Genomic DNA, 25,580 nt, shown 5'->3' on the forward strand with positions numbered 1-25,580 from the left:
TCAGCTTGCCATGCGCTGCGGGCGGGGCAGGACAGACTCCTCCACCGCCCGCATCGCATGGCGCAACCCATCCTCGAACTGGTCGGTGCAGGCATCCCAGCGGAAGCCGCAACCATAGCGCGCGGCGGCGGCACGGTCGAACGGCAGCGCGGCCGCGATGGCGGCGCCCAGATCCTCGTCCAGCCGCCCGACCGGCGCGGGCAGATCACCCTCCGGCCCCCGCCCTGCCGGGCCGATGATATCGAGCGGCCCCGGCACCGGGAAGGCGGCGACCGGCAGGCCGCAGGCCAACGCCTCTATCATCACCAGCCCGAAGGTGTCGGTCAGGCTGGGAAAGACGAACAGGTCGGCGGCGCGATAGACCGCCGCCAGCGCCTCGCCCGCCAGCGCGCCCGTGAACACCGCCTGCGGATAGCGCTGTTTCAGGCCGGCCAGCGCGGGGCCGTCGCCCACCACCAGCTTGCTGCCCGGCAGGTCGAGGCCGAGAAAGGCGTCCAGATTCTTCTCCGCCGCCACCCGGCCGACGCTGAGCAGGATCGGGCGGGGCAAGCGCGCCAGCCGCATATCGACCGGCCCATCGGGGCGGAACAGCCCGGTGTCGATGCCCCGCGACCAGAGCCGCGCCGGGCCTATGCCCCGCCCAGCCAGTTCGTCGCGCAGGCGCGGGGTCGATACGAACACGGCGGAGGACGGGCGGTGGAAGCGCCGCATCAGCGGCCAGAACCAGTCCGCCGACAGCCCCGTCCGCACCGCCGCATAATCGGGAAATCGGGTGTGGAAAGCGGTGGTGAAGGCGATGTCCCGGTCGATGCACCAGCGCCGCGCCGCCCAGCCGATCGGCCCCTCGGTGACGATATGCACGACATCGGGCGCGAAGCGATCCAGCAACCGCCGCGCCGCCGCGCGCGGCGCGACGGCGAGGCGAATCTCGCGATAGCCGGGCATCGGCACGGTGAGGAAGCGGTCCGGCGTCACCAGCCCGACCGCATGGCCGCGCGCTTCCAGCTGCGCCACCGTCATGCGCAGCGTGCGCACCACGCCGTTGACCTGCGGTTCCCACGCATCGGTCGCGATGGCGATCCGCAGCGGCGGAGCGGGCGGCTGCCCCGTCATTCCGCCACCGCTTCCGCCTGCGCGCGGCCACCCTGCGCCTCCTCGCGCAGCCACTCGGCCCAGTCGAGGATCGCCATGCGCCCCTGCGCGTCCTCGGTCAGCGCGGTGCAGCTTTCGACCCAGTCGCCGTCATTATAATAGACGATATCCCCGATCTCGCGGATTTCCGCGCTGTGGATATGGCCGCAGACCACGCCGTCGACGCCACGCCCCGCCGCCTCATGCGCGACGGCCTCCTCGAAGCTGCACACATAATGCACCGCATTCTTCACCCGGCGCTTGAGATAGGCGGAGAGCGACCAATAGGGCATGCCCATCGCCTTGCGGACACGGTTGAAGACCCGGTTCGCCTTCAGCAGCAGATAATAGGCCTGGTCCCCCAGGAAGGCGAGCCAGCGGGCATAAAGCACCACGCCGTCGAACGCGTCGCCATGGATGACGAACAGGCGGCGGCCGTCGGCGGTAACGTGGATCGCCTCGTTCCGCAGGTCGATGCCGCCGAAGCCCAGCCCGGCATAGTCGCGCAGAATCTCGTCATGATTGCCGGTGATGTAGACGACGCGCGTGCCCCGGTGCGCCATCTTCAGGATGCGGCGGATCACCTCATTATGGCTGTCGGGCCAGTACCAGCCCTTGCGCAGCCGCCAGCCGTCGATGATGTCGCCGACCAGATAGAGCGTCTCGCATTCGATCGAGCGCAGGAAATCGAGCAGCATCGCCGCATTGCAGCCCGCCGTGCCCAGATGGAGATCGGAGATCCAGACGGTGCGGTATCGGAGCTTGGGCCGGTAGCTTTTCGGCTCCGGCACGTCGAGCCAATCGGGAATGCGGGTTGCGGCTTCCACCGCGCTCGCCCAGTCGTTGCGCCTGAAAAGGGCCTCCATTCGCCCTCCCTGTCCTTGCCCCTGCATGGGCGCGGATTAGCAGGCGGGCGTTACAGGATGATGGCGTTTCCCTGACAGTTTTGTTGCAGCGCAACAAAGAAAACGGGCGCGCCCGAAGGCACGCCCGTTCCGAAACCGGTGATGCGGTAAGGCGCCGTCAGCCTTCGGTGCGGGTATCGCGGCGTTCGGCGATACGGGCGCGCTTGCCGGTGCGGCCACGCAGATAATAGAGCTTCGCGCGGCGCACGATGCCCTTGCGGACCACGGTGACGCTGTCGATGTTCGGCGAATAGAGCGGGAAGACGCGCTCCACGCCTTCGCCGAAGCTGATCTTGCGAACGGTGAAGTTGCTGCCCATGCCCTTGTTGGAACGGGCGATGCAGACGCCTTCGAAATTCTGAATACGGGTGCGTTCGCCTTCGACCACCTTCACACCGACGCGCAGCGTGTCGCCCGCGCGGAATTCCGGGATTTCCTTGCCGAGGGCGGCGATGTTCTCGGCCTCGATCTGCTGAATCAGGTTCATGAACCTTCTTCCCTATCTGTTCGTCGCGCGCCAGAGGCAGGGCGGTCCCGAACGTCCCCATGACGTTCCCAAAGGTCCGGCCTGCGTAACCGTGTGTCATCCTCCGCCCGTTGTTTCCGCCAGGCGGCGATCTTCGCATGATCCCCCGATCGCAACACTTCAGGGATCGCGCGACCCTCCCACATTTGCGGTCGGGTATAATGCGGATATTCGAGGAGGCCGCTTTCGAAGCTTTCCTCGACTCCACTGGATGCCGCGCCCATTACACCGGGCAACAGCCGAACGCAAGCATCGAGCAGCATCAGCGCCGCCATTTCCCCGCCGGACAGGATGATGTCGCCCATGCTGACCTGCTCTATGGGCCGGGCCTCGAAAATGCGCTCGTCAAAGCCTTCAAAGCGCCCGCAGAGGATGGTGACGCCCGGCCCCTCGGCCAGTTCGCGCACCCGCGCCTGCGTGATCGGGCGCCCGCGCGGCGTCATCGCGAGGACCGGCAGGCCGGGCCGCCGCTCGATCGCCGCATCCACCGCCGCGCCCAGCACGTCGCAGCGCAGCACCATGCCTGCGCCGCCGCCCGCCGGGGTATCGTCGACGGTGCGATGCCTGTCGATCGCGAAATCGCGGATCTGGATAGGCTCGCACGCCCATTTCCCCTCGGCCAGCGCCCGCCCGGCAAGGCTGTGCCCCAGCGGCCCCGGAAACATCTCCGGATAAAGAGTGAGGATTTGCGCGGCGAAACTCATCAGATCGTCCAGTTCTCAAGCCCCAGGCCGGGAATGTCGGCGAAGTCCGCTTCGTTGTCCGTCACCAGCGTCAGGCCGAGCGACAGGGCATGGGCACCGATCAGGCGATCGAAGCTTTTGCGGCGGACACCCACTTCGCGCACGACGCGTCCGTAGCATTCCGCCGCCTTGTCATCGAACGGCACCAGACCCACCAATGCGACAAAATTGTCGATCCGCTGTCCATCCCTTTGCGGATCGCTCGACGTGCGGCTGCCGACGCGCAATTCGGCAACGGTGATTGCCGAAACCGCAAGCGTGCCGAAATGCCGGCCTATCCGCTCACGCAGCGGCTCGCTGCGTCCCAGCAGAAAGTCGATGCAGGCATTGGTGTCGAGAAGATACATAAGCGGTCAGGCGGCATCCGGCCCGGCGCCGCGCGGCGTCCAGTCGCGCTCCTCCTGCTCCACTTCCCCCCGCCCTTCGGCCATGAAGCCCGACGACATGCTGCCGAACAGGTTCATCAATATCTTGCGGCCGTCATCCACCTTCCAGATAGAGAAGGTGCCGTCCTCATGATCGATGATGGTGACTTCATCGCCCTCGACAAAACCCATATCCTTGGGCAGGCGCACGGCGACGCTGTTGCCGGACTTGAAGGTGCGAGTGACCCTGCCGCCGTCTGCGGCGCGGGGATTGAGGGCGTTCATGGCGATCTCCGTATATACCTTATGTATATACTATTCCACGAAGGCAGCGTCAATGACGGCGCGCTCCGCCTCTATCGTCGCGGCGTGGATCGGCACCATGAAGCGCCTGGGCTTCTTGCCTTCGACGGCGGGGCGTTCGATTTCGAGGATGTCGCCCGCGCCGAAATTCTCGACCGCGACGACGCGGCCCAGCTCCTCGCCCGTATCGGCGACGCAGGGCAGGTCGATCAGGTCGACATGATAATATTCGCCCTCCGCCAGGGGCGGCAGGGCGGAGCGCGGGACGGTCAGTTCCACCCCGCGCAGCGCCTCGGCGTCATTGCGGTTCGTCAGTTCCGCGAACCGCGCCACCGCGCCATTGGGGCCGGGGCGCACCGACTTCAGCGTCAGCGCGCGCCCGCCCGCGTCGAAGCCCTTATAGGCGCGCAGGGCGTCCGCCCCCTCGCCGAAGAGCTTCAGGCGGACCTCGCCCGTCACGCCATGCGCGCCGATGATCGCGGCGAGAACGACCGGGCGATCATCGGCAGGCGGCATGACAGGCTGGTCCGGCAAAGGGGCTCAGCCTTCGGTCTGTTCCGGGGCCTGCTCTTCGCTCGCAACCGCTTCCTCGGCCGGAGCTTCGGCGGCGGCTTCTTCCACTGCCGGGGCGTTGGCGGCTTCGGCGGCAGCCTTGGCGGCTTCCTCGGCCTCGGCCAGCTTGGCGGCCTTGTCCTCGGCGCGGTCCTTGGCCTTCTGGCCCGGCTCGCCCTTGTTCGGGTTGTTGCGCGCGGCGCGTTCCTTCACGCCGGCGGCGTCGAGGAAGCGGGCGACGCGGTCGGTCGGCTGCGCACCGTTCTCGACCCAATATTTCGCGCGCTCGACGTCCAGCACGATACGCTTCTCGTCGGTCTTGGCGAGCAGCGGGTTGTAGCTGCCGATGCGCTCGATGAACTTGCCGTCACGCGGGGCGCGGCTGTCGGCGACGACGATGCGATAATAGGGACGCTTCTTCGAACCACCGCGCGACAGACGAATGGAAGTTGCCATAAAACCTGACCTTACCTTTCTGAACCAGTCAAAATGTTGAAAATAAAACCGAAAATCACTTCTTCATGAACTTGTCGAAACCGGGAGGCAACTGCGGCATGCCGCCGCCCAGACCGGGCAGCCCCCCCGCGCCGCCGGCGCCGCCGAGCAGGCCGCCAAGGCCGGCGCCGCCGCCCTTGCCGCCCCCAAGACCACCAGCAAACATCTTGGCGAGACCGCCCAGACCGCCCATCTTGCGGATCTTCTTCATCGCCGTTTCCATCTCCTGATGCATCTTCAGCAAACGGTTGACCTCCTGCACCGTGGTGCCGGAGCCCTTGGCGATGCGGATCTTGCGCTTGGCGTTGATCAGCGCGGGCTTCTCCCGCTCCTTGGGCGTCATCGACCCGATGATCGCGTCGAGGTGCACCAGCGTCTTTTCATTGGCGCCGCTCTGCGCCATCGCCGCCTGCGCCTTCTTGAGGCCGGGGATCATCCCGGCGAGCGCGCCGAGGCCGCCCATCTGCTGCATCTGGCGAAGCTGCATGCGCAGGTCGTTCAGGTCGAACTTGCCCTTCGCCATTTTCTTGGCAAGCTTGTCGGCCTCTTCCGCGTCGATGACCTCGGCGGCCTTCTCGACCAGCGACACCACGTCGCCCATGCCGAGAATGCGGTTGGCGACGCGCGAGGGGTGGAACGGCTCGATCGCGTCGAGCTTTTCGCCGGTGCCCGCGAACTTGATCGGCGTGCCGGTGACGAAGCGCATCGACAGCGCCGCACCGCCGCGCGCATCGCCGTCCATGCGGGTCAGCACCACGCCGGTCAGCGGCACCTGCTGGGTGAAGCTGGTCGCGACGTTGATCGCGTCCTGACCGGTCAGGCTGTCCACCACCAGCAGGATTTCCTGCGGCGTGGCGACGTCCGCGACGGCCTTCATCTCATCCATCAGCGCCTGATCGACATGGAGGCGACCCGCCGTGTCGAGCATCAGCACGTCGAAGCCCTGCAGCTTCGCCGCCTGCATCGCGCGCTTCGCGATATCGACCGGCTGTTGCCCCGCGATGATCGGCAGCGTCGCGACATCGGCCTGCTGACCGAGCACGGCAAGCTGCTCCTGCGCCGCCGGGCGGTTGACGTCGAGCGACGCCATCAGCACCTTCTTGCGCTCCTTGTCCTTCAGCCGCTTGGCGATCTTCGCGGTGGAGGTGGTCTTGCCGGAGCCTTGCAGACCCACCATCATGATGACGGCGGGCGGCGTCACGTCGATCATCAGATCGCTGCTCTCGGCGCCGAGGAATTCGGTCAGCGTGTCGGAAACGATCTTGACGACCATCTGCCCCGGCGTGACGGAACGCAGCACGTCGCTGCCCACCGCGCGATCGGTGGCGCGATCCACGAATTCGCGCACCACGGGAAGCGAGACGTCGGCTTCGAGCAGCGCGATTCGCACCTCGCGCATCGCGGCGCGGACGTCATCCTCCGTCAGCGCGCCACGTCCGCGAAGCTTGTCGAACACGCCTGTCAGGCGATCGCTCAGGGACTCGAACATCGACACCTCTTGTCGCGGGAAACCCGCAGGAAAGCTTGAGCATGCCCCAAACGACGAACACGCCGGCGGGCGAAACCTCGCCGGCCAGCGTCGATCCTTGGACCATCTCACCGCGCCCTGTGGAGCGGCCAACCCATGGATGTCATCGGGGCACCGAACGGCGCAAGCCGCCCGGTTGCTGTGGCGCGCTTAGGGGAAAATGCGCGGGAAGGCAAGTGAAAGGCGGCAGGCCGTGGACTTTCGCGCGCCTCGCGCCTACATGGCGGCCATGGGCATATTCAGGAAAATGCACGGCCTCGGCAATGATTTCGTGGTGATCGACACGCGGGAAAGCCCGGTCGAGATGACGGAGGCCCGCGCGCGCGCCATCGCCGACCGGCATACCGGCATAGGCTGCGATCAGTTGATCGTCATCGGCCCGTCGGATCGCGCCGACGTGTCGATGCGCATCTTCAACGCCGATGGCTCGGAGGTCGCGGCCTGCGGCAATGCGACGCGCTGCATCCCGCTGTTCGTCGGGCGGGACGTGCTGATCGAGACGCAGGCCGGTCTGCTCGACGCGAGCCTCACCGACACGGGCGCCAGCGTCGACATGGGCGCGCCGCGCTTCGATTGGGCGGCGATCCCGCTCGCCTATGCGATGGACACGCTGGCGATGCCGGCCAGCTGGGAGGATTTGCCGCCGCCCTCCTGCGTCAATGTCGGCAACCCGCATGTGATCTTCTTCGTCGACGATCTGGACGCGGTGGACACCGCCCGGCTCGGCGCGCTGATCGAGCAGGACCCGCTGTTCCCGGAGCGGGTGAACGTCAATTTCGCGCAGCTCCTCGATCCCCGCAATATCCGCCTGATCGTGTGGGAACGCGGGGCGGGCCTCACCCGCGCCTGCGGCACCGGCGCCTGCGCCACCGCCGTCGCCGCGATCCGGCGCGGGCTGGCGACAGGCCCGGTGACGGTGACGCTGCCCGGCGGCGATCTCGTCATCGATTGGGCGCCGGGCGGCACCATCCGGATGACCGGACCCGCCACCTCCGTTTTCGCGGGCGAGGCCGACTGGGAAAGTTTCGATGTTTGAACGGCACCAGCCCGCTCCCCGTCAGTTTGAAACGAAACATCCGGGGGATGTTTCGTGGATACTGGCCGGCCTCCCAATAGGATACCATGTCTGGGTGGCCGGGTGGGGGAGCGGGCTGGTGCGGAACCCTGACTTATGACCGACCCGACGCTCATCACCTTCGGCTGCCGCCTCAACATTGCGGAAAGCGAAGCGATGCGCGGCCTTGCGCAGGGGCAGGACGATCTCGTCATCGTCAACAGCTGCGCGGTGACGGGCGAGGCGGTGCGGCAGGCGCGGCAGGCGATCCGCCGCGCGAAGCGGGAGCGCCCGGACGCGCGCATCGTCGTCACCGGCTGCGCCGCGCAGACCGATCCCGCGATGTTCGCGGCGATGCCGGAGGTGGACAGCGTTCTGGGAAATCGGGAAAAGCTGAAAGCGGAAAGCTTCGCGCCCGAACCGCAGAAAGTGCGCGTCTCCGACATCATGGGCGTGCGCGACACCGCGCCGCATCTCATCACCGCCTTTGCCGAGCGCGCCCGCGCCTTTGTCGAGGTGCAGAATGGCTGCGACCATCGCTGCACCTTCTGCATCATCCCCTATGGCCGGGGGAACAGCCGCTCCGTGCCCGCGGGCGCGGTGATCGACCGGGTGAAGGCGCTGGTGGACGAAGGCTATAAGGAAATCGTCCTCACCGGCGTCGACGTGACCAGCTATGGCGCGGACCTGCCCGGCGCGCCTACCCTTGGCAGCCTTGTCGAGCGCCTGCTGACCCATGTGCCGGACCTGCCGCGCCTGCGCCTCTCCTCGCTCGACAGCGTGGAGATAGACGACCGCCTCTTCGCGCTCGTCACGCAGGAAAAACGGGTAATGCCGCATCTGCACCTCTCGCTTCAGGCAGGCGACGACATGATCCTCAAGCGCATGAAGCGCCGCCACAGCCGCGCCGACGCCGTCCGCATGGTCGAGAGGCTGAAGGCGATCCGGCCGGAAATCAGCATCGGCGCCGACATCATCGCCGGTTTCCCGACCGAGACCGAAGCCATGTTCGCCAACAGCCTCTCGCTCGTCGCCGACTGCACCATCGTCCACGGCCATATCTTCCCCTACAGCCCGCGAGCAGGCACGCCCGCCGCGAAGATGCCACAAGTGGACAAGGCCGTCATCAAGGACCGCGCCGCCCGCCTGCGCGCGGCCTGCGCCGCCAACCGCGCCCGCTGGCTCGCCTCGCTGGTGGGGACGGAGCAGCAGGTGGTGGCCGAGGGCGACGGCTCCTGTGGCCATGCCGAGAATTTCGCGCCCGTCCGCCTGCCGCGCGTGCTGGAACGCGGAGAAATCGCCCGCGTCGCCATCAGCGGGGTTGAGAAAGACCGGCTGATCGCGCAAGAGGCCAGATATGAGTGATTCCGCACCCAAGAGCTGGCGCGACAAGCTGTTCGGCGGCCTGAAGCGCACATCCGAGAAGCTGGGCACCAACCTCACCAGCGTCTTTACCAAGGCCGCGCTGGACGAGCAGACACTGGACGAGATCGAGGAGGCGCTGATCGTCTCCGACCTCGGCCCGGCGATGGCGCTGCGCATCCGCGACCGGCTGGCCGAGGGCAAGTTCAACAAGGTGCTGACCGAGGAATATATCCGCGAGATCATCGCAGAGGAGATCGAGAAGGTACTGACCCCGGTGGCGCGGCCGCTGGAATTCAGGGCCGCGCGGCCGCAGGTGATCCTCGTCATCGGCGTCAACGGATCGGGCAAGACGACGACCATCGCCAAGCTCGCCAAGCGCTTTCAGGAACAGGGCCGCTCGGTCATGCTGGCGGCGGGCGATACCTTCCGCGCCGCCGCGATCGGGCAATTGAAGGTCTGGGCGGAACGCATCGGCGTCCCCATCGTCGCGGGCAAGGAAGGCGGCGATGCGGCCGGTCTCGCCTTCGAGGCGGTTCGCCAAGCGACCGAGCAGAATATCGATATCCTGATCGTCGATACGGCGGGCCGCCTCCAGAACCGCAGCGAGCTGATGGACGAGCTGGCGAAAATCCGCCGCGTGCTCGGCCGCCTCGACCCGGCCAGCCCGCATGACGTGGTGCTGGTGCTCGACGCCACCACCGGCAACAACGCGCTGTCCCAGATCGAGGTTTTCAAGGAGGTCGCGCAGGTGACGGGCCTCGTGATGACCAAGCTCGACGGCACCGCGCGCGGCGGCATGCTGGTCGCCGCGGCGGAGAAATACGGCCTGCCCATCCATGCGATCGGCGTGGGCGAGACGATCGACGACCTGCGCCCGTTCGACCCGGCCGACATGGCGAAGGCGATCGCGGGGAGCGCCTATGCCTGACGCCGCCCCCCCTTCCGCGCCCGCCGGCAAGCCCGCGCATAGCGGCAATCTCAGCCTCGCGCTCGATTTCGGGCCGCTGCTGATATTCTTCGTCGCCTATAAATTCTGGGGAATGATCGTCGGCACGGGCGCCTTCATGGCCGCCATCGCCATCGCGGTGGTGGTGTCGAAGGTGAAGCTGGGCCGCGTGTCGCCTATGCTGTGGCTGTCGGCGGTGCTGATCCTGTTCTTCGGCAGCCTCACCATCTATTTCCACGACGAGCGTTTCATCCAGATCAAGCCGACGATCATCTACGGCTTTTTCGCCGCGATGCTGCTCATCGGCCTCGCGCGCGGCAAGCCGCTGCTCAAATATCTGCTGCAGGCGGCCTATGACGGGTTGAGCGAGGAAGGCTGGCGCAAGCTGTCGCGCAACTGGGCGATCTTCTTCATCGCCATGGCGGTGGCGAACGAGATCATGCGCGCGGCGCTGAGCTTCGACACCTGGCTGGCGGTGAAGGTGTGGGGGGTGACGATCGTGTCCTTCCTCTTCGCCGCCGCCAACATCCCGATGCTGATGAAATATGGGCTGAAGCTCGACAAGGGCGAAACGGTCGAGGAAGCCGCCGCGCAAGGCGACCCGCCGCAGGGGTAAGGGCCGCCAGGTTCCGAGTCCCGATTTCAAGCGGCGTTGGCGACCGCCGCACCGATGCCCCGCCATCCGACGGGCGCGCGCGGATAAAGCTCCTCATTCTCGCGCCGGATGCGGTCGGTCAGCGCGTTCAGCAGCCGCTGCGTATCCTCGCGGAAGATCGCCCATGGCGCGCGATACCCTGATCGGTCCAGCGGCGGAGATAGGCGGTGAACTCCTTCGCCAGCCCGCCCATCTCGCCCCGGAACCGTTCCGCCACCGGCATTGCCGGGCCAGCCTGGGCGATCATCGCCGGGTAGAGATAGCGATCCTCCACCGACAGATGGGCGATCAGCAGTCGCGCCAGCCGCCAGCGCAGCGCGGCGACCTTTTGCGGCTGTTCCCGCGCGATCACGGCCAGCAGCTGATGGGCCAGTTCCGCCAGTTCATTATGTTGCGCGCGCAGTGCGTCGATATCCACCGATAGTCCCCATGATCCTTGCCAGCAGGGAGATAACGGAATGAATCCTAATATTTATTTTCGCCAAGGCGGGAAATGGCAGGCCGTCACGCCCCTGCGCGCCCCGCCCCCGCGTCACAAAGGTCAATCCTCGCTGCCGACCACGGCGCGAATCTTGTCGCGCACCGCCTTGATCCGCTCCGCCGCTTCCGAGAAGGTCGCCACGTCGGTGCGGCTGCCATTGGCGCGCGCGTCGCGGACCGATTCCTCATAGCCTTCCAGATCGGCCTCCAGCGCGTCGATCAGGATTTCCGCCTCGTCCGCCGTGAAGGTGAAGCTGTAGCTGTCGTTCATGAGACTTTCCTTCCAATGAGGAAGGCCGCCCCCTGCGGAAGCGGCCTTGCCATGATGATCCGTGTCGGCCTGAAGGCGATCAGGCGGGCTGATCGGCGCGCGAAACGCCCTGGCCGTCCAGATTCTGCGACACGAAATCCCAGTTCACCGCATTCTTCAGCAGCATTTCCGCATAGGTCGGGCGCGCGTTGCGGTAATCGATATAATAGGCATGCTCCCACACGTCGAAGATGAAGAGCGGCTGCACGCCGTCATGGGCGACCGGCGTGTCGGCGTCGTGGTAGGAGGTCACCTCCAGCTTGCCGTCCTTAAGGTTCAGCGCGGCCCAGCCGCTGGCGAAATGGCCGACGGCCTCGGCCTGCAGCTTCTTGATCAGTTCGTCGGTGCTGCCGAAGGCCTCGTCGATCTTCGCCTGCAATTCGGCGCTCGGCGTGGTCGGCGTGGGCGACAGGCACTGCCAGTAGAAGCTGTGGTTCCAGATCTGGCCGACCTGGTTGAACAGGCCGCCCTTGGAGGAGCGGATCAGCTCGACCAGCGACTTGCCCTGCAACGCCGGGTCGGCCGCCACCAGTTCGTTCGCCTTCACCACATAGGCGTTGTGATGCTTGCCGTGATGATAGTCGAAGGTCTCGACCGAGATCAGGTCGCCAAAGGCGTCCTTGGCATAGGGAAGGGCGGGAAGTTCAAAAGCCATGTGACGTTCTCCTCTTTTTTCCGTGCATCCCCCCGCCAACGCGGGAGAGGACGCAAGGTTCAAGACTCTTATGCCCCTGCGTAATCGACATGCTCAGGCTAATTTGCAAGCCGCAATTGGGCAAAGTTTTCGTTTACTGTGATCGAGTACGGCTATGGCGATCAGCCCAGCCCATATTTGCGCATGCAATGGCGCAACTGGTCGTAGCTCAGGCCCAGCGCCTTCGCCGTCGCGCGCTGGTTGTGGCGATGGCGGGCCAGCGCCTGCTCGATGAGGCCGCGCTCATAGGCGGCGACCGCCGCGCGCACCCCCCCGGACGGGAGGGCGGCGGGCGACTCGGCGGTGGGCGGGGCGTCGGGCGCGGACTTGGCCGACGACGGGGACGGGGACGGGGCCTGCGCACTCCCCTTCCCTCCGGCGGGCGCCCAGGGGGAGGCGAAGGGATCGAGCGCGATCGCGCCGACCGGCCGCTCCTCGTCGGGCCAGCGATAGACGGCGCGTTCCACCACATTGCGCAATTCGCGGACATTGCCCGGCCAGTCATGCGCCTCCAGCAGCGCCATCATCTCCACCGAAAAGCCGGGCCAGCCCTGCCAGCCCAGTTCCGCCGCCATGCGCCGCCCGAAATGCTCGGTCAGCACCGCGACATCCCCGTCGCGTGCGCGCAGCGGCGGCAGCGTAATGACCTCGAACGACAGCCGGTCGAGCAGGTCGGCGCGAAAGCGCTGCGCGGCGGCGGCGCGCGGCAGATTCTCGTTGGTCGCGCCGACGATCCGCACATCGACCGAAATCGGCCGCGACGCGCCGATGCGCGTCACCTCGCCATATTCGACCACGCGCAGCAGCCTTTCCTGCGCCGCCATCGACAGCGTGCCCAGTTCGTCGAGGAACAGCGTGCCGCCGTCCGCTTCCTCAAATCGTCCCGCCCGCGCCCGCGTCGCGCCGGTGAAGGCGCCCGCCTCATGACCGAACAGCTCCGCCTCGATCAGCGTTTCGGGCAGCGCCGCACAGTTCATCGTCACCAGCGGCCGGTCCCAGCGGTGGGACAGATGGTGCAGCCGCTGCGCGATCAGTTCCTTGCCGGTGCCGCGCTCGCCGATCACCAGCACCGGCCGGTCGAGCATCGCCGCCCGCCCAGCCTGTTCTATCGCATCCAGAAAGGGAAGGGACTGGCCGATGAAGGAAGGTCGATCCATAATGCCGAATATTGGCATTTTTCGCCAACTATTGGCAAATATTATTTCCCTGTTTTCCGCCTCACCGACCGAAAATGGCGGAAATCCGCCGCTTCCTGAAATTGGCACGCCTCATGCAACTTCATGGGCATGACCCGTGGCGGAACGCAGCGGGTCGAAAATTCAGGATCAGGGGAAGACAGATGAGCACCACCAGCATTTTCCACAACACCGGCCGCCACCTCGTCGCGAGTGCGCTGGCCCTCTCGCTTGGCCTCGGCCTCGCCGGCGCCGCGCAGGCCAGGGACGATGGCGCCGATTTCCGCGCCCGCGTCGAAAAGGGCATCGACCGCACGATGCGGCTGCCCAATGCGCCCGACGAGCGCCGCCGCGATGTCGTCACCGTTGCCGTCACCCTCGACCCCGCCGGGAAGATACTGGCCACCGATATCGTGCAATCGGCCGGCTGGAAGGATTTCGACCAGGAAGCGCTGCGCACCGCGCGCGCCATTGCCTACCCCGCTCCCGGCCGCACCGTCACCGTCGCGATGGTGCTCGGCTTCAACCGCACGGTGACCGCCGACATGCAGAAGAAGGCGGAGCGCAAGGTCCTGGCCTGGCGCGAGGAACAGCGCGTGATGCTCGCCAACAAGACCGGTGCCCGGCAACCCGACAGCTGAGCATCGCCGCCGGGGCGGAGGGTATAACCGTCCCTTGCGCTCCGCCCCGGCAAACGGGATTATAGAGACGTTGAAGGAGTGAACCGACCATGGGTATTTTTTCCCGCACCCGCGACATCATCGCCGCCAATGTGACCGACATGCTCGATCGCGCGGAAGACCCGGCGAAGATGATCCGCATGATCATCCTCGAAATGGAGGAAACCCTCGTGGAGGTGCGGGCCTCCGCCGCGCGCACCATCGCCGACCAGAAGGAGATGCGCCGTGCCATCGCCAAGCTGGAGGTGGCGCAGGCGGGCTGGACCGAAAAGGCCGCGCTCGCGCTGTCGAAGGACCGCGAGGATCTGGCCAAGGCCGCGCTGGTCGAGAAGCAGAAGGCCGCCGACATGGCCGCGCAGCTGGCAGGCGAGATCGCCGAGCTGGACGAGGCGCTGACCGCCGCCGAGGACGATATCTCCAAGCTGCAGATGAAGTTGCAGGAGGCGCGCGCGCGGCAGAACAGCCTCGTCAAGCGCATGGAAGGCGCGCAGAACCGCATCCGCCTGCGCGAAATGTATGCGGGCGAGCGCACCCGCGAGGCCTTTGCCCGGTTCGAGCTGCTCGAACGCCGGGTCGACCTGGCCGAGGGCCATGCCGAGTCGCTCAGCTTGGGCGCCCGGCCCAGGACGCTGGAGGAGGAGATCGCCGAGTTGCGCATGAACGACAAGGTCGAGGCGGAACTGGCCGCGCTGAAGGCCCGTTCCTCCGGCACGGCGGACGCCCCGGCGGCCCCTGCGCCGCAGGATGGCGCCGACAGGACGGAAGGCTGATCCGATGGAGGATTTCCTGCTTCCCGTCATCATCGTGGGGATGCTGTTCATCGGCCTGCCGTGGATCGTCCTCCACCACCTCACCAAATGGCGCGCCGCCTCCAGCCTCACCCGCGACGACGAGATGATGCTGGACGCGCTGCACGACACCGCCCGGCGGCTGGAGGAACGCCTCATCACCGTGGAGCGCATCATCGCCGCCGATTACCCGGACTTCAAAGGGCCCGACTTCACGCCGAGGCGCGCCCCGTCCCCGCTCGACGCCGGGCCGGACGCCGACCCGAACACCTATCGCAGGAGCAACTGACATGAGCGCGAGCCGCACCAAATTCTACCTCGACAAGCAGAACGGCAAATGGCTGGGCGTCTGCTCCGGCATCGCCGACTATACCGGCCTCGACGTCACCTGGGTCCGCGTCGGCGCGATCGTGCTGACGGTGCTGGGCGGGTTTCCGTGGACGCTGATCGCCTATTTCGTCGCCGCATGGCTGGCCTCGCCCAAGCCGCTCGACCTCTACGACACCAGCGAGGACGCTCAATTCTGGCAGGGCGTGCGCACCAACCCCCGCCGCAGCGCAAAGGAAGTGCGCGCCCGCTTCCGCGACATCGACCGGCGCCTGTCGGATATCGAGCTGCACTATACCAGCGCCAACGCCCGCCTCGCGCGGGAGATCGACTCGCTGCGCTGACGGCAGGAGCGGTGGACCTCCGCTCCACCGTCGCCCCGGCGCAGGCCGGGGCCGCCGGCCATGGTGCGCGCCGTCTCCACCGATGCCAGCCTGCGCTGGCATGACGCGATGGGAAGGCAAGCATGATTCCCTGCCATTAGGGGGCTTACGCCGCGCGATTTTCCGCCTATATCGCCGCCATGTCCGACACAGTCTCGCCCCTTGCCGACCTCTATGAGGAATATGAGTTTCTCGACGCCGATGATCGCTATCGGCTGCTGATCGACCTCGGCAAGGCGCTGGAGCCGATGCCCGACGCGCTCAAGACCGATGCGACGCTGGTGCGGGGTTGCTCGGCGGCGGTGTGGGTCTACCCCACGCTGCTGGACGACGGGCGGCTCCATTTCCTCGCCGACAGCAATGCGGCGATCACCAAGGGCATCATCGCGCTGGTGTTGCAGACGGTGCAGGACCGCCTGCCCGCGGAGATCGGCGCGGTCGACATAGAGGGCGCGCTCGCGCCGTTCGACCTGCGCAACCAGCTTTCCTCCAACCGCACGCAGGGCATCCCCAACATGATCGCCCTGATCCGCCAGACGGCGGCGCGCTACGCGTGAGGGGATCTAGTCCGGTTTGGATGGTTAGCGGACATATCGTGCTGGAGTAGAAAGTTCACGCGGAGACGCGGAGGCGCGGAGAAGGACGTTCCGGGCCGCAGGCCCCATTTCATTCTCCTTGCGTCGGTTGCCGGCGTGAATGACGAGGGAAAGCGCTTCGCGCTACTATCTCTCCGCGTCTCCGCGCCTCCGCGTGAAACCAATCTTCTACGTCCGCTCCCGGCCGAAATCAGCCATGCCGCCAGCGCCTTTTTCCGAAGTTTCGAACCAATCGAATTGACCCTCGGCCCGCGCACCCCATATGGGCGCGATGGTAAAGCTCTCCGTTCTCGATCTGGTGCCCGTCGTCGAAGGTGGCACCGTGTCCCAGGCCCTGGCCAACGCCGCCGACCTCGCCGTCCATGCCGAGGCGCTGGGCTATCACCGCTACTGGACGGCGGAGCATCACGGCATGCCCGGTATCGCGTCGGCCGCCACCTCGGTGGTGCTCGCCCATATCGGCGCAGCGACGAAGAGCATCCGCATCGGCGCGGGCGGCATCATGCTGCCCAATCATGCGCCGCTCGCCATCGCCGAGCAGTTCGGCACGCTCGACGCGCTGTTCCCCGGCCGCGTCGATCTCGGCCTCGGCCGCGCGCCGGGCACCGACCAGCATATCGTCCGCGCGCTGCGCCGGACCCTTGCGGGCGGGGCGGAACGTTTCCCGCAGGATGTGCTGGAATTGCAGGCCTATCTGGCGGGCGACCCCAGCCCCGGCTTCGAGGCGGTGCCCGGTGCGGGCAGCCATGTGCCGATCTGGATATTGGGATCGAGCCTCTTCGGCGCGCAGCTCGCCGCCCATCTCGGCCTGCCCTATGCCTTCGCCTCCCACTTCGCGCCCGACGCGCTGGACGAGGCGCTGCACGTCTATCGCCGCGACTTCAAACCTTCCGCGCAACAGCGCGAACCGCTGGTGATGGCGGGCTTCAACGTCTTCGCCGCCGATACGAAGGAGGAAGCGGACCTCATCGCCTCTTCGATGATGCAGAGCTTCGTCGCGCTGCGCAGCGGCCAGCCCGCACGGATCAGGCCGCCGGTGCCGGGCTATTATGACAGCCTGCCGGAGCCCTTCCGCGCGATGCTCGCCCATATGATGCAGACATGGAGCATCGGCACGGTGGAGGATGTGGCGCGCGACCTCGCCGCCTTCGTCCGCCGCACGCGGATGGACGAGATCATCCTGGGCGGCATGATCCACGATCCCGCCGCGCGGCGCCGCTCCCTCACCCTCGCGATGGAGGCGGCGCGGCAGGCGGATATTCTCTCCGCGTGACCGCTCGCCCCCCTTGCGCGCACCGCATTAACCGGTAATAGCCGGACGATGGACCGCATCATCATCCGCGGCGGCAATCGCCTGACCGGCCGCCTTCCCATCTCCGGCGCCAAGAACAGCGCGCTGACCCTGCTGCCCTGCGCGCTGCTGACCGATGAGCCGGTGACGCTGCGCAACCTGCCGCGCCTCGCCGATGTGGACAGCTTCGGCCATCTGCTCAACCAGCTCGGCGCCTCGACGATGATCGAGGGCGCGCGGCCGGAGGATTTCGGCCGGGTGATGACGCTGCGCGCCGGGCGGATCACCTCGACCGTCGCCCCCTATGACATCGTGCGCAAGATGCGCGCGTCGATCCTCGTGCTCGGCCCGCTGCTCGCCCGCGCGGGCGAGGCGACCGTGTCGCTGCCCGGCGGCTGCGCGATCGGCAACCGGCCGATCGACCTGCACCTGAAGGCACTGGAGGCGTTCGGCGCGATCATCGAGATCGCGGCGGGCTATGTGAAGGCGACCGCGCCCGACGGCGGCCTGCCCGGCGGCGACTTCACCTTCCCGGTGGTGTCGGTCGGCGCGACCGAGAATGCGCTGATGGCCGCCGTGCTGGCGAACGGCACCTGCGTGATGCAGAAAGCTGCGCGGGAGCCGGAGATCGTCGACCTGTGCAAGCTGCTCGTCGCGATGGGCGCGGATATCGAGGGCATCGGCACCGACCGCCTGGTCGTTCACGGCAAGCCGCGCCTGCACGGCGCCACCTATGCGGTGATGCCCGACCGCATCGAGGCGGGCAGCTATGCCTGCGCGGCGGCGATCACCGGCGGCGATGTCGAACTGGTCGGCGCCCATGCCGACGACATGCAGGCGGTGCTCGCCGCGCTGCGCGACTGCGGCGTCGAGGTCGAGGCGAAGCGCGATTCGATCCGCGTCGCCGCCCATGGCCGGCTGAAGCCGCTGACCCTCTCCACCGCGCCCTTTCCTGCCTTCCCCACCGACATGCAGGCGCAGTTCATGGCGATGCTCTGCCTCGCCGACGGCGCGAGCGTGCTGACCGAGACGATCTTCGAGAACCGCTACATGCACGTGCCCGAACTGGCGCGCATGGGCGCGGACATCAGCGTCAACGGCCGCACGGCGGTGGTGCGCGGGGTCGAGAGGCTGACCGGCGCGCCGGTGATGGCGACCGACCTGCGCGCGTCGATGAGCCTCATTCTCGCCGGGCTGGCGGCCGAGGGGGAAACGCAGGTCAACCGCGTCTATCATCTCGATCGCGGCTATGAGCGGCTGGAGGAAAAGCTCTCCGCCGCCGGCGCGGATATCGAGCGCAGCAGCGACGGCTGATCCCCCTGCGGCCTATCCCGCCTTGTGCAGGACGACGGCCAGCAGACGCGCGATCGGCGCCGCATAGCCATCGCCCGAGCCGATCACCTGTTGCGTGACATAGCGCTCGCCGGCGCGATCCCCCACCTGCTCCAGCGCAGAGAGCGGCTGATAGCGGGCGACGAAGAGCGAGCGGTCCGCCTGCCAGATATAGAGCGCGTGGGCGACAAGCTCCTCGATCCGCGCATCCCGGCACAGGATGATGTCCCCTTCGCGCAGGTCGGCCGCCGCATAATCGGACGGCAGGCTGGTCAGCCATCCGGCGTCGGGCTGGCACTGCATCCGCCCCAGCCAGTCCCGGCGAAAGGGATGCCGGTAGAGGGGCTGCCCCTTTCCGGCGATGGCGACGGTCCGCACCTCGAAAAAGGGTATCTGCTCCCATTCCGCGTGGTCGTCCGGCGACAGCGGCGCCGGGACGGCGCCGTTGTCCATTCTGCCGGTCACCAGATGATCGACCGTCACCCCCAGCGCCGCGGCTATACGGACGGCATTGTCCGTCTTGGAGATGCCTCGATGCACATAATCGCTCAGGGTGCTGACCGGAATTCCGGTTTCCCGCGCCAGCCATCCGAAATCTCGATTTCCGAGCAATCCGATCAGTCTCAATCCCATCGGATTTTGGGTTGTATGCGATTGACGCCTTTTGTTTTTCGGAATATCCGATTTATCGTTACGATATTTCGGAATGATCATATGAAACTTTCCAAGATGCACCCAGAGGATATCAAGGCCGCGATCCGCAAGCGGTTCATGTCGGTCTCCGCCTTCGAACGCCGGTTCAATCTGCCCGCCAAGTCCGTCCACGACCTGCTGCGGGGGCGCCACAGCGCAAGGGTCGAGGAAGCCATTAAATCCGTCATATCGCAGCCTGTTTCCGAATTTTCGAAATCCGAACATTCGGAATATAGTCAAAAGGATGGCGATGCACACCGCCTAAATAACAAGACCCGCTGATGGAGGTTTTCAACAAAGGGGGAAGGGCGAAACGCCCGGTCGCAATTCACGCCATTTCATATCGTTCCGGTTTCGAGGTGCGCGAAGCGCGATCCGCCTCTCCAACGCCGCCGCGCCCGTCCCGTTCCCGTGCCGCGCCCCTTGCCCCACGAGGTCGTCATGCGCGTTCCTGACATGAAGCCTCTGCCGGGGGAGAATTTCAGGCTGGCTGCGCGGTCCTGCTGATTGGCGGCGCCCTGTGCTGGGTTCCGATCCTGATGCTGTTGCTGTGGCTGCTGCTGCCGGAATAACCGCATCCGATCGCACGGCATATTGCCAGCCGGGCGGGATCGCCTATCCTCGGGGTTTCGCTACCCTCCGAGGAGAACAGACCATGCCCCAGAATCTCGCCGACATTCCGCTGAAGACGATCAACGGCAAGGAGAGTTCGCTCGCCGATTATCGCGGCAAGGTGCTGCTGGTCGTCAATGTGGCGTCCAAATGCGGCCTTACCCCGCAATATGAAGGGCTGGAGGCGCTGCACCGCGCCTATCGCGACCGGGGCTTTGCCGTGCTCGGCTTTCCCGCCAATGATTTCGCCGGGCAGGAACCGGGGACGGACGAGGAAATCAGCGCCTTCTGCACCACCAATTTCGGCGTGGATTTCCCGATGTTCTCCAAGATCGCGGTGACCGGCGAGGGCAAGCATCCCTTTTATGCGGCGCTGACGCAGGCGCAGCCGGACAAGCAGGGCGACGCCGACAGCTTCCGCGAGAAGCTGCGCGGCTTCGGCATGACGCCGACCGAGGATCCGGAGGTGCTGTGGAATTTCGAGAAGTTCCTGATCGCCCGCGACGGCAGCGTCGCCGCGCGCTTCACCCCCGGCACCACGCCCGACGACCCGGAACTGGTCGCCGCGATCGAGGCGGAACTGGCGAAATAGTGTAATTCGCTTCTGGCAGTTTGACCGAGAAGCCTGAGGGCCGCCCGCCATTTCGTTCAGGTGGAGCGCCGTTCGCAGGCCCGCATGGAGTTGCGGGCGGCCCTATTCCAGCAGCAGATCGACCAGATGGATGGCAAGGCCCACCAGCCCGCCGACCAGCGTGCCGTTGATGCGGATATATTGCAGGTCGCGCCCGACCGTGCGTTCCAGCCGGTCGGTCACGGTCCGCGCGTCCCAGCCGCGCACCGTTTCGCTCACCAGCTTGACGATGGTGTCGCCATAGCTGGCGGTCATGCCCACCACCGCGCGCCGGGCGAAGCGGTTGACGACGCGCTTGCGCTCCTCGTCCCGTTCCAGCTCGGTACCGATCTGCACCAGCAATTCGCCGAACTTGCCCGCCAGCACCGCCTGCGGATCGCGCGCGGCCTTCAGCATCGCGGCGCGCGCCTGCTCCCACAGCCCGTCGATCCAGCGCTGCATCGCGGGGTTGGCGATGATCTCGTCGCGGATGCGGGCGACGCGCGCCTGCATCTCCGCCTCATGCTGCAAGCGCCCGGCGAGGCTGTCCAGCCCTGCCAGCGCGCGCAGCCGCACCGGATGCTCCGGGTCGTCCTCCATCTCGGCGAGCAGCTTCATCAGCCCGTCGAGGATCGCATTGGCCAGCTTTTCGTCCAGCCCGGTCCAGCGCAATATCGCCCCGGCGCGCTCATGCACCATCGCGCGGATCATGTCGGCATGGGCGTCGAGCGTGCGCAGCGCCCAGCGTATCCCTGCGTCCAGCACCGGCTCGTGCCGCCCCTCGCGCATCGCCGCCTCCAGCGCCTGCCCCAGCAGCGGCGCGAGGTTGAGCGCGGAGAGGCGCTGCACCAGCACGCCCTTCATCATGCCGCCCAAGCGTTCCTGATCCATCGCCTCCAGCATGTCGGCGGCAAGGCGGGACGCGCCCTGCCGGATGCGCGCGCCTTCGAGGCCGCCCTGCGGTTGCGCGAGGAAGCGCCCCACAGCGCCCGCGACATCGAACCGCCCCATGCGCCGCGCGACCACGGTGGGCGTCAGGAAGTTGCTGCGCAGGAAAGCGGCGAGCGCGTCGCCGATGCGGTCCTTGTTGCGGGGAATGATCGCCGTATGGGGAATGGGCAGGCGCAGCGGATGGCGGAACAGCGCGGTCACCGCGAACCAGTCGGCCAGCCCGCCCACCATCGCCGCCTCCGCGAACGCCTGGACGAAGCCCATCGCCGGATGCACATCGGCGAACCACCGCGCGACCAGAAACAGTGCGGCCATCGCCAGCAACAGGCCGGTCGCGACCCTGTAGAGGCGCCGGTCCATCTCCGCGCCGCCATTCGCCGTTGTCGTTATGGCGTTCATCCCTTCCATAACAGCCGAGCTTTCGTCCGGTTGCAAGCCGGAAGCGCAGGCCGGACCACTGGATGGCGTCGCGCCGCAGGGTCGAACGCGGCCTTCAGACGATGCCATGCGCCCGCAGGAGCGCCTCTTCGTCGCCCGACACCCAGCCGAAAACCTTCGGTTCCCCGCGCAGCGTCTGGACGAGATAATGGACGTCGAACTCTATCGCCACGTCCGCCCCGTCCTTGCGCGCATAGCTGGCCGTCCAGCCGACATGGGCCACGCAATGCTGTTCGTCCATCGGGGTGAGGCGGAAGCTGCGTATCCGCATCGCTTTGGTGCCGATCGCGCGATAGCGCGCATATCCCTCGGCCATGACCTGCCTCAGCCGGTCGTCGTTCCGGCCGGTCGCAACCCCGGCGGGCGAGGCCGCGACGAACTCGCTCGCGTAGAGCGCGGCGACCTCCTCCATATCCATGCCGCCGCCGAGTGCGCGGTTGAAGACGCTCTCATACCGGTCGAAGAACGCCCTTGTTTCGGCTTCCATCCTTCGCCCTCCTTTCAGCCATATCCCTGGCGGGCGGGCAGCACCCTATTCGGCGGGCTGCTGCCCCGGTTCCCCGCCCTGCGACGCCTCCCTTTCCTTGTGCGGATCATAGGTCAGCAGGCGGCGCAGGCGCGGCGCCAGCTTCTCTTCCGCACCGATGGCGAGGCTGAAGGCGGAGGGCACGATGATGAGGGTCAGCAGCGTCGAGAGGATCAGGCCGCCGATCACCGTCACGCCCATCGGCGCGCGCCATGCCGCGTCGCCGGTCAGCGACAGCGCGGTGGGCACCATGCCCGCGACCATCGCCACGGTGGTCATCACGATCGGCTGGGCGCGCTTGTGCCCGGCATCGAGGATCGCCGCGCGCCTCGGCACGCCGTTCGCCATCTCCTCCAGCGCGAAGTCGATCAGCAGGATCGAATTCTTGGCGACGATGCCCAGCAGCATCAATATGCCGATCATCACCGGCATCGACACCGGCATGCCCGCCAGATGCAGCGCCAGCGCCCCGCCCAGCGGCGCGAGGATCAGCGAACCGAGGTTGATGAACGGCGGCATCACCCGCTTGTAGAGCAGCACCAGCACCGCCAGCACCAGCAGCACGCCGGAAATGACGGCGATCACAAAATTGGTGATCATCTCGCGCTGCCATTTGGAATCGCCCACGTCCAGCCTGCGCACGCCGTTGGGCAGATCGTTGTAGAGCGGCAGCTTCTCGATCTGCGCCATCGCCTGGCTGCTGACCACGCCGGGCGCGAGGTCGGCGCCGATGACGACGCGGCGCACCTGGTTGTAGCGGCGGATCTCGGTCGGCCCCGCGCCGAAGCTGATGTCCGCGACCAGCTTGAGCGGCACCGACGCGCCGCTGTCGGTCGGCACCGGCATGTTCTGGATCGTCGCTATGTCGCGCCGCGCATCCTCGGCGATCGACACGCGGATCGGCACCTGCCGGTCGGACAGCGAGAATTTGGCGCTGTTCTGGTCGATATCGCCCAGCGTCGCGATCCGCACCGCCTCGCTCAGCGCCACCGTCGTCACGCCCAGCTCGGCGGCGAGGTCCATGCGCGGCTTGATGATGATCTCCGGCCGCTGGATATCGCCGTCGACGCGGGGCGCGCGGATTTCCTTCACCCGGACCATCTGGCCGACCAGTTCCTGCGCGGTCCTTTCCAGCAGTGCCGGGTCGTCGCCGCCCAGCATGATGGTGATGTCGCGGCCGCTGCCGCCGCCGCCGGACTGCGACTGGAAATAGATGCGCGCGTCGGCGACCTGCGCCAGCTTCGGCGCTGTCTGGCGTTCCCAGTCCACGCTGCTGACCTTGCGGTCCTTCCTCAGCGTCAGGTAGATGTTCGCCTCGGTCGGCTCTATGTCGCTGAACGCGGCCTCGACCACATCCTTGTCGGCGGCCAATATGTCGGCCACTTTCTGCGTCACATGGCGCGCCTGATCGAGCGTGGTGCCGGGCACCAGCTCTATCTTCACCTGGCTGTAATCGGCGTTGATCGTCGGCTGGAAAGTGAAGGGCAGGGTCGCGAAGGCGAGGAAGGTCGCCGCCAGCGCGCCGCCGCCGCCCAGCAGCACGACCTTCCACCGATGGTCGAGCGACCAGCGCAGAATGTCCATATAGCGGTCCATCAGCCAGCCTTCGCCATGGCTCGCCTCGCCATGGGCCTCCAGGAAATAGGCGGCGATCATCGGCGTGATCATGCGCGCGACGAGCAGGCTGAGCAGCACCGCGATCACGATGGTCATGCCGAACTGGATGAAGAACTGCCCCGACACGCCCGGCATCAGCGCCACCGGCAGGAACACCGCGACGATCGACATGGTGGTGGCGAGCACCGCGAGGCCGATCTCGTCCGCCGCGTCGAGCGCGGCCTGATAGGCGGATTTGCCCATGCGCATATGACGCACGATATTCTCGATCTCGACGATCGCGTCATCGACCAGCACGCCCGCGACGAGGCTGAGCGCCAGCAGCGAGATGCCGTTGAGCGTGAAGCCCATCATGTCCATGAACCAGAAGGCCGGTATCGCCGACAGCGGAATGGCCAGCGCGGAAATCAGCGTCGCCCGCCAGTCGCGCAGGAACAGGAACACGATGATGACGGCGAGCACCGCGCCCTCGATCATCGCGGTCAATGCCGAATGATATTGCCCCTTGGTGTAATCGACGCTGGTGAACAGCTGCTTGAACCGGACCTTGGGATATTCCTGCTGGATCTTCTCCAGCTCCGCCGTGGCCGCGTCGAAGACGCCGACATCGGACGACCCCTTGGACTTTTCGAGCGCGATGCTCGTCACCTGCCGCCCGTTCATCAGCGACAGGCTGCGCTGCTCGGCATACATGTCGCGCACGTCGGCCAGCTCATCCAGCCGCACCGAGCGGTTGCCCGGCAGCTGGATCTGCGTCTGCCCCAGCGTGAAGGCGGTCTGCGCATTGCCCAGCACGCGAACCGACTGCTCGGCCCCGGCGATCTCGGTGCGGCCGCCGGCGGCGTTGATGTTGGTCTGGCGCAGCTGCTGGTTGATCTGCGCGGCGCTGACGCCCAGCGCCTGCAACCGCTCCGGCTTCAGGATCACGCGGATTTCCCGCGTCACGCCGCCACCCCGGCGGGCCGCCGCCATGCCGGGAATGCCCAGCAGCCGCTTGGCCACCGTATTGTCGACGAACCAGCTCAGCTGCTCCAGCGTCATGTCGGTCGCCTCGACGCTGAAATAGGCGATCGGCCCGCCGTCGATGTCGACGCGGGTCACCTGCGGTTCCAATATGCCGTCGGGCAGGTCGGAGCGGATCTGCGACACCGCATTGCGCACGTCGTTCACCGCGCGGTCGACCGGCGTGCCGATCATGAACTGCACATTGGTGACGCTGACGCCCTCGCTGGCATAGGAGGTGATCTCATCGACGCCGCTGATGCCGCGCACCGCCGCCTCGACCCGCTGCGTCACCTGCGTTTCCAGCTCCGACGGCGCGGCGCCGGGCTGCGACACCTGCACGTTCACCATCGGGAAGCTGACGTCCGGGTTGTTGTTCACGTCCATGCGCATGAACGAGACCAGCCCGGCGAGCAGCAGCGCGGCGAACAAGACGAGCGGCGGGATCGGGTTGCGGATCGACCAGCTCGAAATATTACGGAAGTTCATCCTGAAACCTTTCCGCCG

The 25,580-nt window shown here is 66.7% G+C and carries 31 protein-coding genes; 14 read left to right on the forward strand and 17 right to left on the reverse strand.

The genetic code is table 11. The annotated features are described in order from the left end of the window. From GGR43_RS00090 to ffh, 9 genes are all read right to left on the reverse strand, one after another. Complete coding sequence (locus GGR43_RS00090; RefSeq protein ID WP_188070322.1) at window positions 1-1,086, reverse strand: glycosyltransferase family 4 protein; 1,086 nt, start codon at window positions 1,084-1,086, stop codon at window positions 1-3. Between the two features lie 23 nt (window positions 1,087-1,109). Then, entirely contained in the window at window positions 1,110-1,997 is an 888-nt protein-coding gene (locus tag GGR43_RS00095) for a UDP-2,3-diacylglucosamine diphosphatase (protein ID WP_188069913.1), read from the reverse strand. Window positions 1,998-2,154: 157 nt separating this feature from the next. Continuing rightward, window positions 2,155-2,523: a 50S ribosomal protein L19 gene (gene rplS / locus GGR43_RS00100; protein ID WP_188069914.1), complete on the reverse strand. Its 369-nt coding sequence runs from the start codon at window positions 2,521-2,523 to the stop codon at window positions 2,155-2,157. Next, entirely contained in the window at window positions 2,520-3,266 is a 747-nt protein-coding gene (gene trmD / locus GGR43_RS00105) for a tRNA (guanosine(37)-N1)-methyltransferase TrmD (protein WP_188069915.1), read from the reverse strand. Before trmD ends, rplS begins: the two co-directional genes overlap by 4 nt. Next, window positions 3,266-3,652 carry a type II toxin-antitoxin system VapC family toxin gene (locus tag GGR43_RS00110; protein ID WP_188069916.1) on the reverse strand — a complete coding sequence of 129 codons (387 nt, stop codon included), beginning with the start codon at window positions 3,650-3,652 and terminating at the stop codon, window positions 3,266-3,268. The genes trmD and GGR43_RS00110 overlap by 1 nt, the downstream gene beginning before the upstream one ends. Before the next feature lie 6 nt (window positions 3,653-3,658). Next, window positions 3,659-3,955 carry an antitoxin gene (locus GGR43_RS00115; protein ID WP_188069917.1) on the reverse strand — a complete coding sequence of 99 codons (297 nt, stop codon included), beginning with the start codon at window positions 3,953-3,955 and terminating at the stop codon, window positions 3,659-3,661. Between the two features lie 30 nt (window positions 3,956-3,985). Continuing rightward, the gene (rimM, locus tag GGR43_RS00120; RefSeq protein ID WP_188069918.1) at window positions 3,986-4,489 is read right to left on the reverse strand and encodes a ribosome maturation factor RimM; all 504 of its coding nucleotides are present in this window, start codon (window positions 4,487-4,489) and stop codon (window positions 3,986-3,988) included. Between the two features lie 24 nt (window positions 4,490-4,513). After that, window positions 4,514-4,981: a 30S ribosomal protein S16 gene (rpsP, locus tag GGR43_RS00125; protein ID WP_188069919.1), complete on the reverse strand. Its 468-nt coding sequence runs from the start codon at window positions 4,979-4,981 to the stop codon at window positions 4,514-4,516. Between the two features lie 55 nt (window positions 4,982-5,036). Further along, window positions 5,037-6,509 (reverse strand): signal recognition particle protein, encoded by a 1,473-nt coding sequence (gene ffh, locus GGR43_RS00130; protein WP_188069920.1) that lies wholly within the window; start codon window positions 6,507-6,509, stop codon window positions 5,037-5,039. A 268-nt stretch (window positions 6,510-6,777) separates the two neighbouring features. Between ffh and dapF the strand changes: the two genes are divergently transcribed. The 4 genes from dapF (at window position 6,778) to ispZ (ending at window position 10,529) form a co-directional block, all read left to right on the forward strand. Beyond that, window positions 6,778-7,584 (forward strand): diaminopimelate epimerase, encoded by an 807-nt coding sequence (dapF, locus tag GGR43_RS00135; protein ID WP_188069921.1) that lies wholly within the window; start codon window positions 6,778-6,780, stop codon window positions 7,582-7,584. Between the two features lie 135 nt (window positions 7,585-7,719). Beyond that, entirely contained in the window at window positions 7,720-8,967 is a 1,248-nt protein-coding gene (gene mtaB, locus GGR43_RS00140; RefSeq protein ID WP_188069922.1) for a tRNA (N(6)-L-threonylcarbamoyladenosine(37)-C(2))-methylthiotransferase MtaB, read from the forward strand. Next, complete coding sequence (ftsY, locus tag GGR43_RS00145; RefSeq protein ID WP_188069923.1) at window positions 8,960-9,895, forward strand: signal recognition particle-docking protein FtsY; 936 nt, start codon at window positions 8,960-8,962, stop codon at window positions 9,893-9,895. Before mtaB ends, ftsY begins: the two co-directional genes overlap by 8 nt. Further along, window positions 9,888-10,529 carry a septation protein IspZ gene (gene ispZ, locus GGR43_RS00150; RefSeq protein ID WP_188069924.1) on the forward strand — a complete coding sequence of 214 codons (642 nt, stop codon included), beginning with the start codon at window positions 9,888-9,890 and terminating at the stop codon, window positions 10,527-10,529. The genes ftsY and ispZ overlap by 8 nt, the downstream gene beginning before the upstream one ends. A 127-nt stretch (window positions 10,530-10,656) precedes the next feature. Here the strand turns inward: ispZ and GGR43_RS00155 are convergent, their stop codons facing one another. From GGR43_RS00155 to pspF, 4 genes are all read right to left on the reverse strand, one after another. Next, window positions 10,657-10,986, reverse strand: coding sequence for a hemerythrin domain-containing protein (locus GGR43_RS00155; RefSeq protein WP_188069925.1), 330 nt, complete (start codon window positions 10,984-10,986; stop codon window positions 10,657-10,659). Window positions 10,987-11,109: 123 nt separating this feature from the next. Beyond that, the gene (locus tag GGR43_RS00160) at window positions 11,110-11,319 is read right to left on the reverse strand and encodes a hypothetical protein (RefSeq protein WP_188069926.1); all 210 of its coding nucleotides are present in this window, start codon (window positions 11,317-11,319) and stop codon (window positions 11,110-11,112) included. Between the two features lie 79 nt (window positions 11,320-11,398). Continuing rightward, a complete protein-coding gene (locus GGR43_RS00165) occupies window positions 11,399-12,013 on the reverse strand; it encodes a superoxide dismutase (RefSeq protein WP_188069927.1) in 615 nt (204 codons plus the stop codon). 161 nt (window positions 12,014-12,174) lie between these two features. Then, window positions 12,175-13,209 carry a phage shock protein operon transcriptional activator gene (pspF, locus tag GGR43_RS00170; protein WP_188069928.1) on the reverse strand — a complete coding sequence of 345 codons (1,035 nt, stop codon included), beginning with the start codon at window positions 13,207-13,209 and terminating at the stop codon, window positions 12,175-12,177. 1 nt (window position 13,210) lies between these two features. Here pspF and GGR43_RS23695 point away from each other — a divergent pair, with 1 nt between their 5' ends. From GGR43_RS23695 to murA, 8 genes are all read left to right on the forward strand, one after another. Beyond that, on the forward strand, window positions 13,211-13,342 hold the full coding sequence (locus GGR43_RS23695; RefSeq protein WP_281392385.1) for a hypothetical protein: 132 nt from the start codon (window positions 13,211-13,213) through the stop codon (window positions 13,340-13,342). Window positions 13,343-13,391: 49 nt separating this feature from the next. Next, complete coding sequence (locus GGR43_RS00175; RefSeq protein ID WP_188069929.1) at window positions 13,392-13,868, forward strand: energy transducer TonB; 477 nt, start codon at window positions 13,392-13,394, stop codon at window positions 13,866-13,868. A gap of 89 nt (window positions 13,869-13,957) precedes the next feature. Next, the gene (gene pspA / locus GGR43_RS00180; protein WP_188069930.1) at window positions 13,958-14,677 is read left to right on the forward strand and encodes a phage shock protein PspA; all 720 of its coding nucleotides are present in this window, start codon (window positions 13,958-13,960) and stop codon (window positions 14,675-14,677) included. Window positions 14,678-14,681: 4 nt separating this feature from the next. Next, the gene (gene pspB, locus GGR43_RS00185) at window positions 14,682-14,984 is read left to right on the forward strand and encodes an envelope stress response membrane protein PspB (RefSeq protein ID WP_188069931.1); all 303 of its coding nucleotides are present in this window, start codon (window positions 14,682-14,684) and stop codon (window positions 14,982-14,984) included. 1 nt (window position 14,985) lies between these two features. Beyond that, entirely contained in the window at window positions 14,986-15,366 is a 381-nt protein-coding gene (pspC, locus tag GGR43_RS00190; protein ID WP_188069932.1) for an envelope stress response membrane protein PspC, read from the forward strand. 179 nt (window positions 15,367-15,545) lie between these two features. After that, window positions 15,546-15,962, forward strand: coding sequence for a SufE family protein (locus tag GGR43_RS00195; RefSeq protein ID WP_188069933.1), 417 nt, complete (start codon window positions 15,546-15,548; stop codon window positions 15,960-15,962). A 310-nt stretch (window positions 15,963-16,272) separates the two neighbouring features. After that, window positions 16,273-17,274, forward strand: a complete 1,002-nt coding sequence (locus GGR43_RS00200; protein WP_188070323.1) for an LLM class flavin-dependent oxidoreductase — start codon at window positions 16,273-16,275, stop codon at window positions 17,272-17,274. 48 nt (window positions 17,275-17,322) lie between these two features. Further along, a complete protein-coding gene (gene murA, locus GGR43_RS00205; RefSeq protein ID WP_188069934.1) occupies window positions 17,323-18,606 on the forward strand; it encodes a UDP-N-acetylglucosamine 1-carboxyvinyltransferase in 1,284 nt (427 codons plus the stop codon). Window positions 18,607-18,618: 12 nt separating this feature from the next. Here murA and GGR43_RS00210 read toward each other — a convergent pair whose 3' ends face one another. Next, complete coding sequence (locus GGR43_RS00210; RefSeq protein WP_188069935.1) at window positions 18,619-19,236, reverse strand: helix-turn-helix domain-containing protein; 618 nt, start codon at window positions 19,234-19,236, stop codon at window positions 18,619-18,621. Between the two features lie 102 nt (window positions 19,237-19,338). Between GGR43_RS00210 and GGR43_RS00215 the strand changes: the two genes are divergently transcribed. Both GGR43_RS00215 and GGR43_RS00220 read left to right on the forward strand, forming a co-directional pair. Next, a complete protein-coding gene (locus GGR43_RS00215) occupies window positions 19,339-19,599 on the forward strand; it encodes a helix-turn-helix domain-containing protein (RefSeq protein WP_246343252.1) in 261 nt (86 codons plus the stop codon). 373 nt (window positions 19,600-19,972) lie between these two features. After that, window positions 19,973-20,521, forward strand: coding sequence for a glutathione peroxidase (locus GGR43_RS00220; protein WP_188069936.1), 549 nt, complete (start codon window positions 19,973-19,975; stop codon window positions 20,519-20,521). A gap of 102 nt (window positions 20,522-20,623) precedes the next feature. Here GGR43_RS00220 and GGR43_RS00225 read toward each other — a convergent pair whose 3' ends face one another. From GGR43_RS00225 to GGR43_RS00235, 3 genes are all read right to left on the reverse strand, one after another. Beyond that, on the reverse strand, window positions 20,624-21,889 hold the full coding sequence (locus GGR43_RS00225) for a DUF445 domain-containing protein (protein ID WP_188069937.1): 1,266 nt from the start codon (window positions 21,887-21,889) through the stop codon (window positions 20,624-20,626). A gap of 94 nt (window positions 21,890-21,983) precedes the next feature. Next, the gene (locus GGR43_RS00230) at window positions 21,984-22,415 is read right to left on the reverse strand and encodes a nuclear transport factor 2 family protein (RefSeq protein WP_188069938.1); all 432 of its coding nucleotides are present in this window, start codon (window positions 22,413-22,415) and stop codon (window positions 21,984-21,986) included. Window positions 22,416-22,460: 45 nt separating this feature from the next. Further along, window positions 22,461-25,562, reverse strand: a complete 3,102-nt coding sequence (locus GGR43_RS00235; protein ID WP_188069939.1) for an efflux RND transporter permease subunit — start codon at window positions 25,560-25,562, stop codon at window positions 22,461-22,463. Between the last annotated feature and the right edge of the window lie 18 nt (window positions 25,563-25,580).

This window comes from Sphingobium jiangsuense (assembly GCF_014196495.1).
Classification (GTDB): domain Bacteria; phylum Pseudomonadota; class Alphaproteobacteria; order Sphingomonadales; family Sphingomonadaceae; genus Sphingobium; species Sphingobium jiangsuense.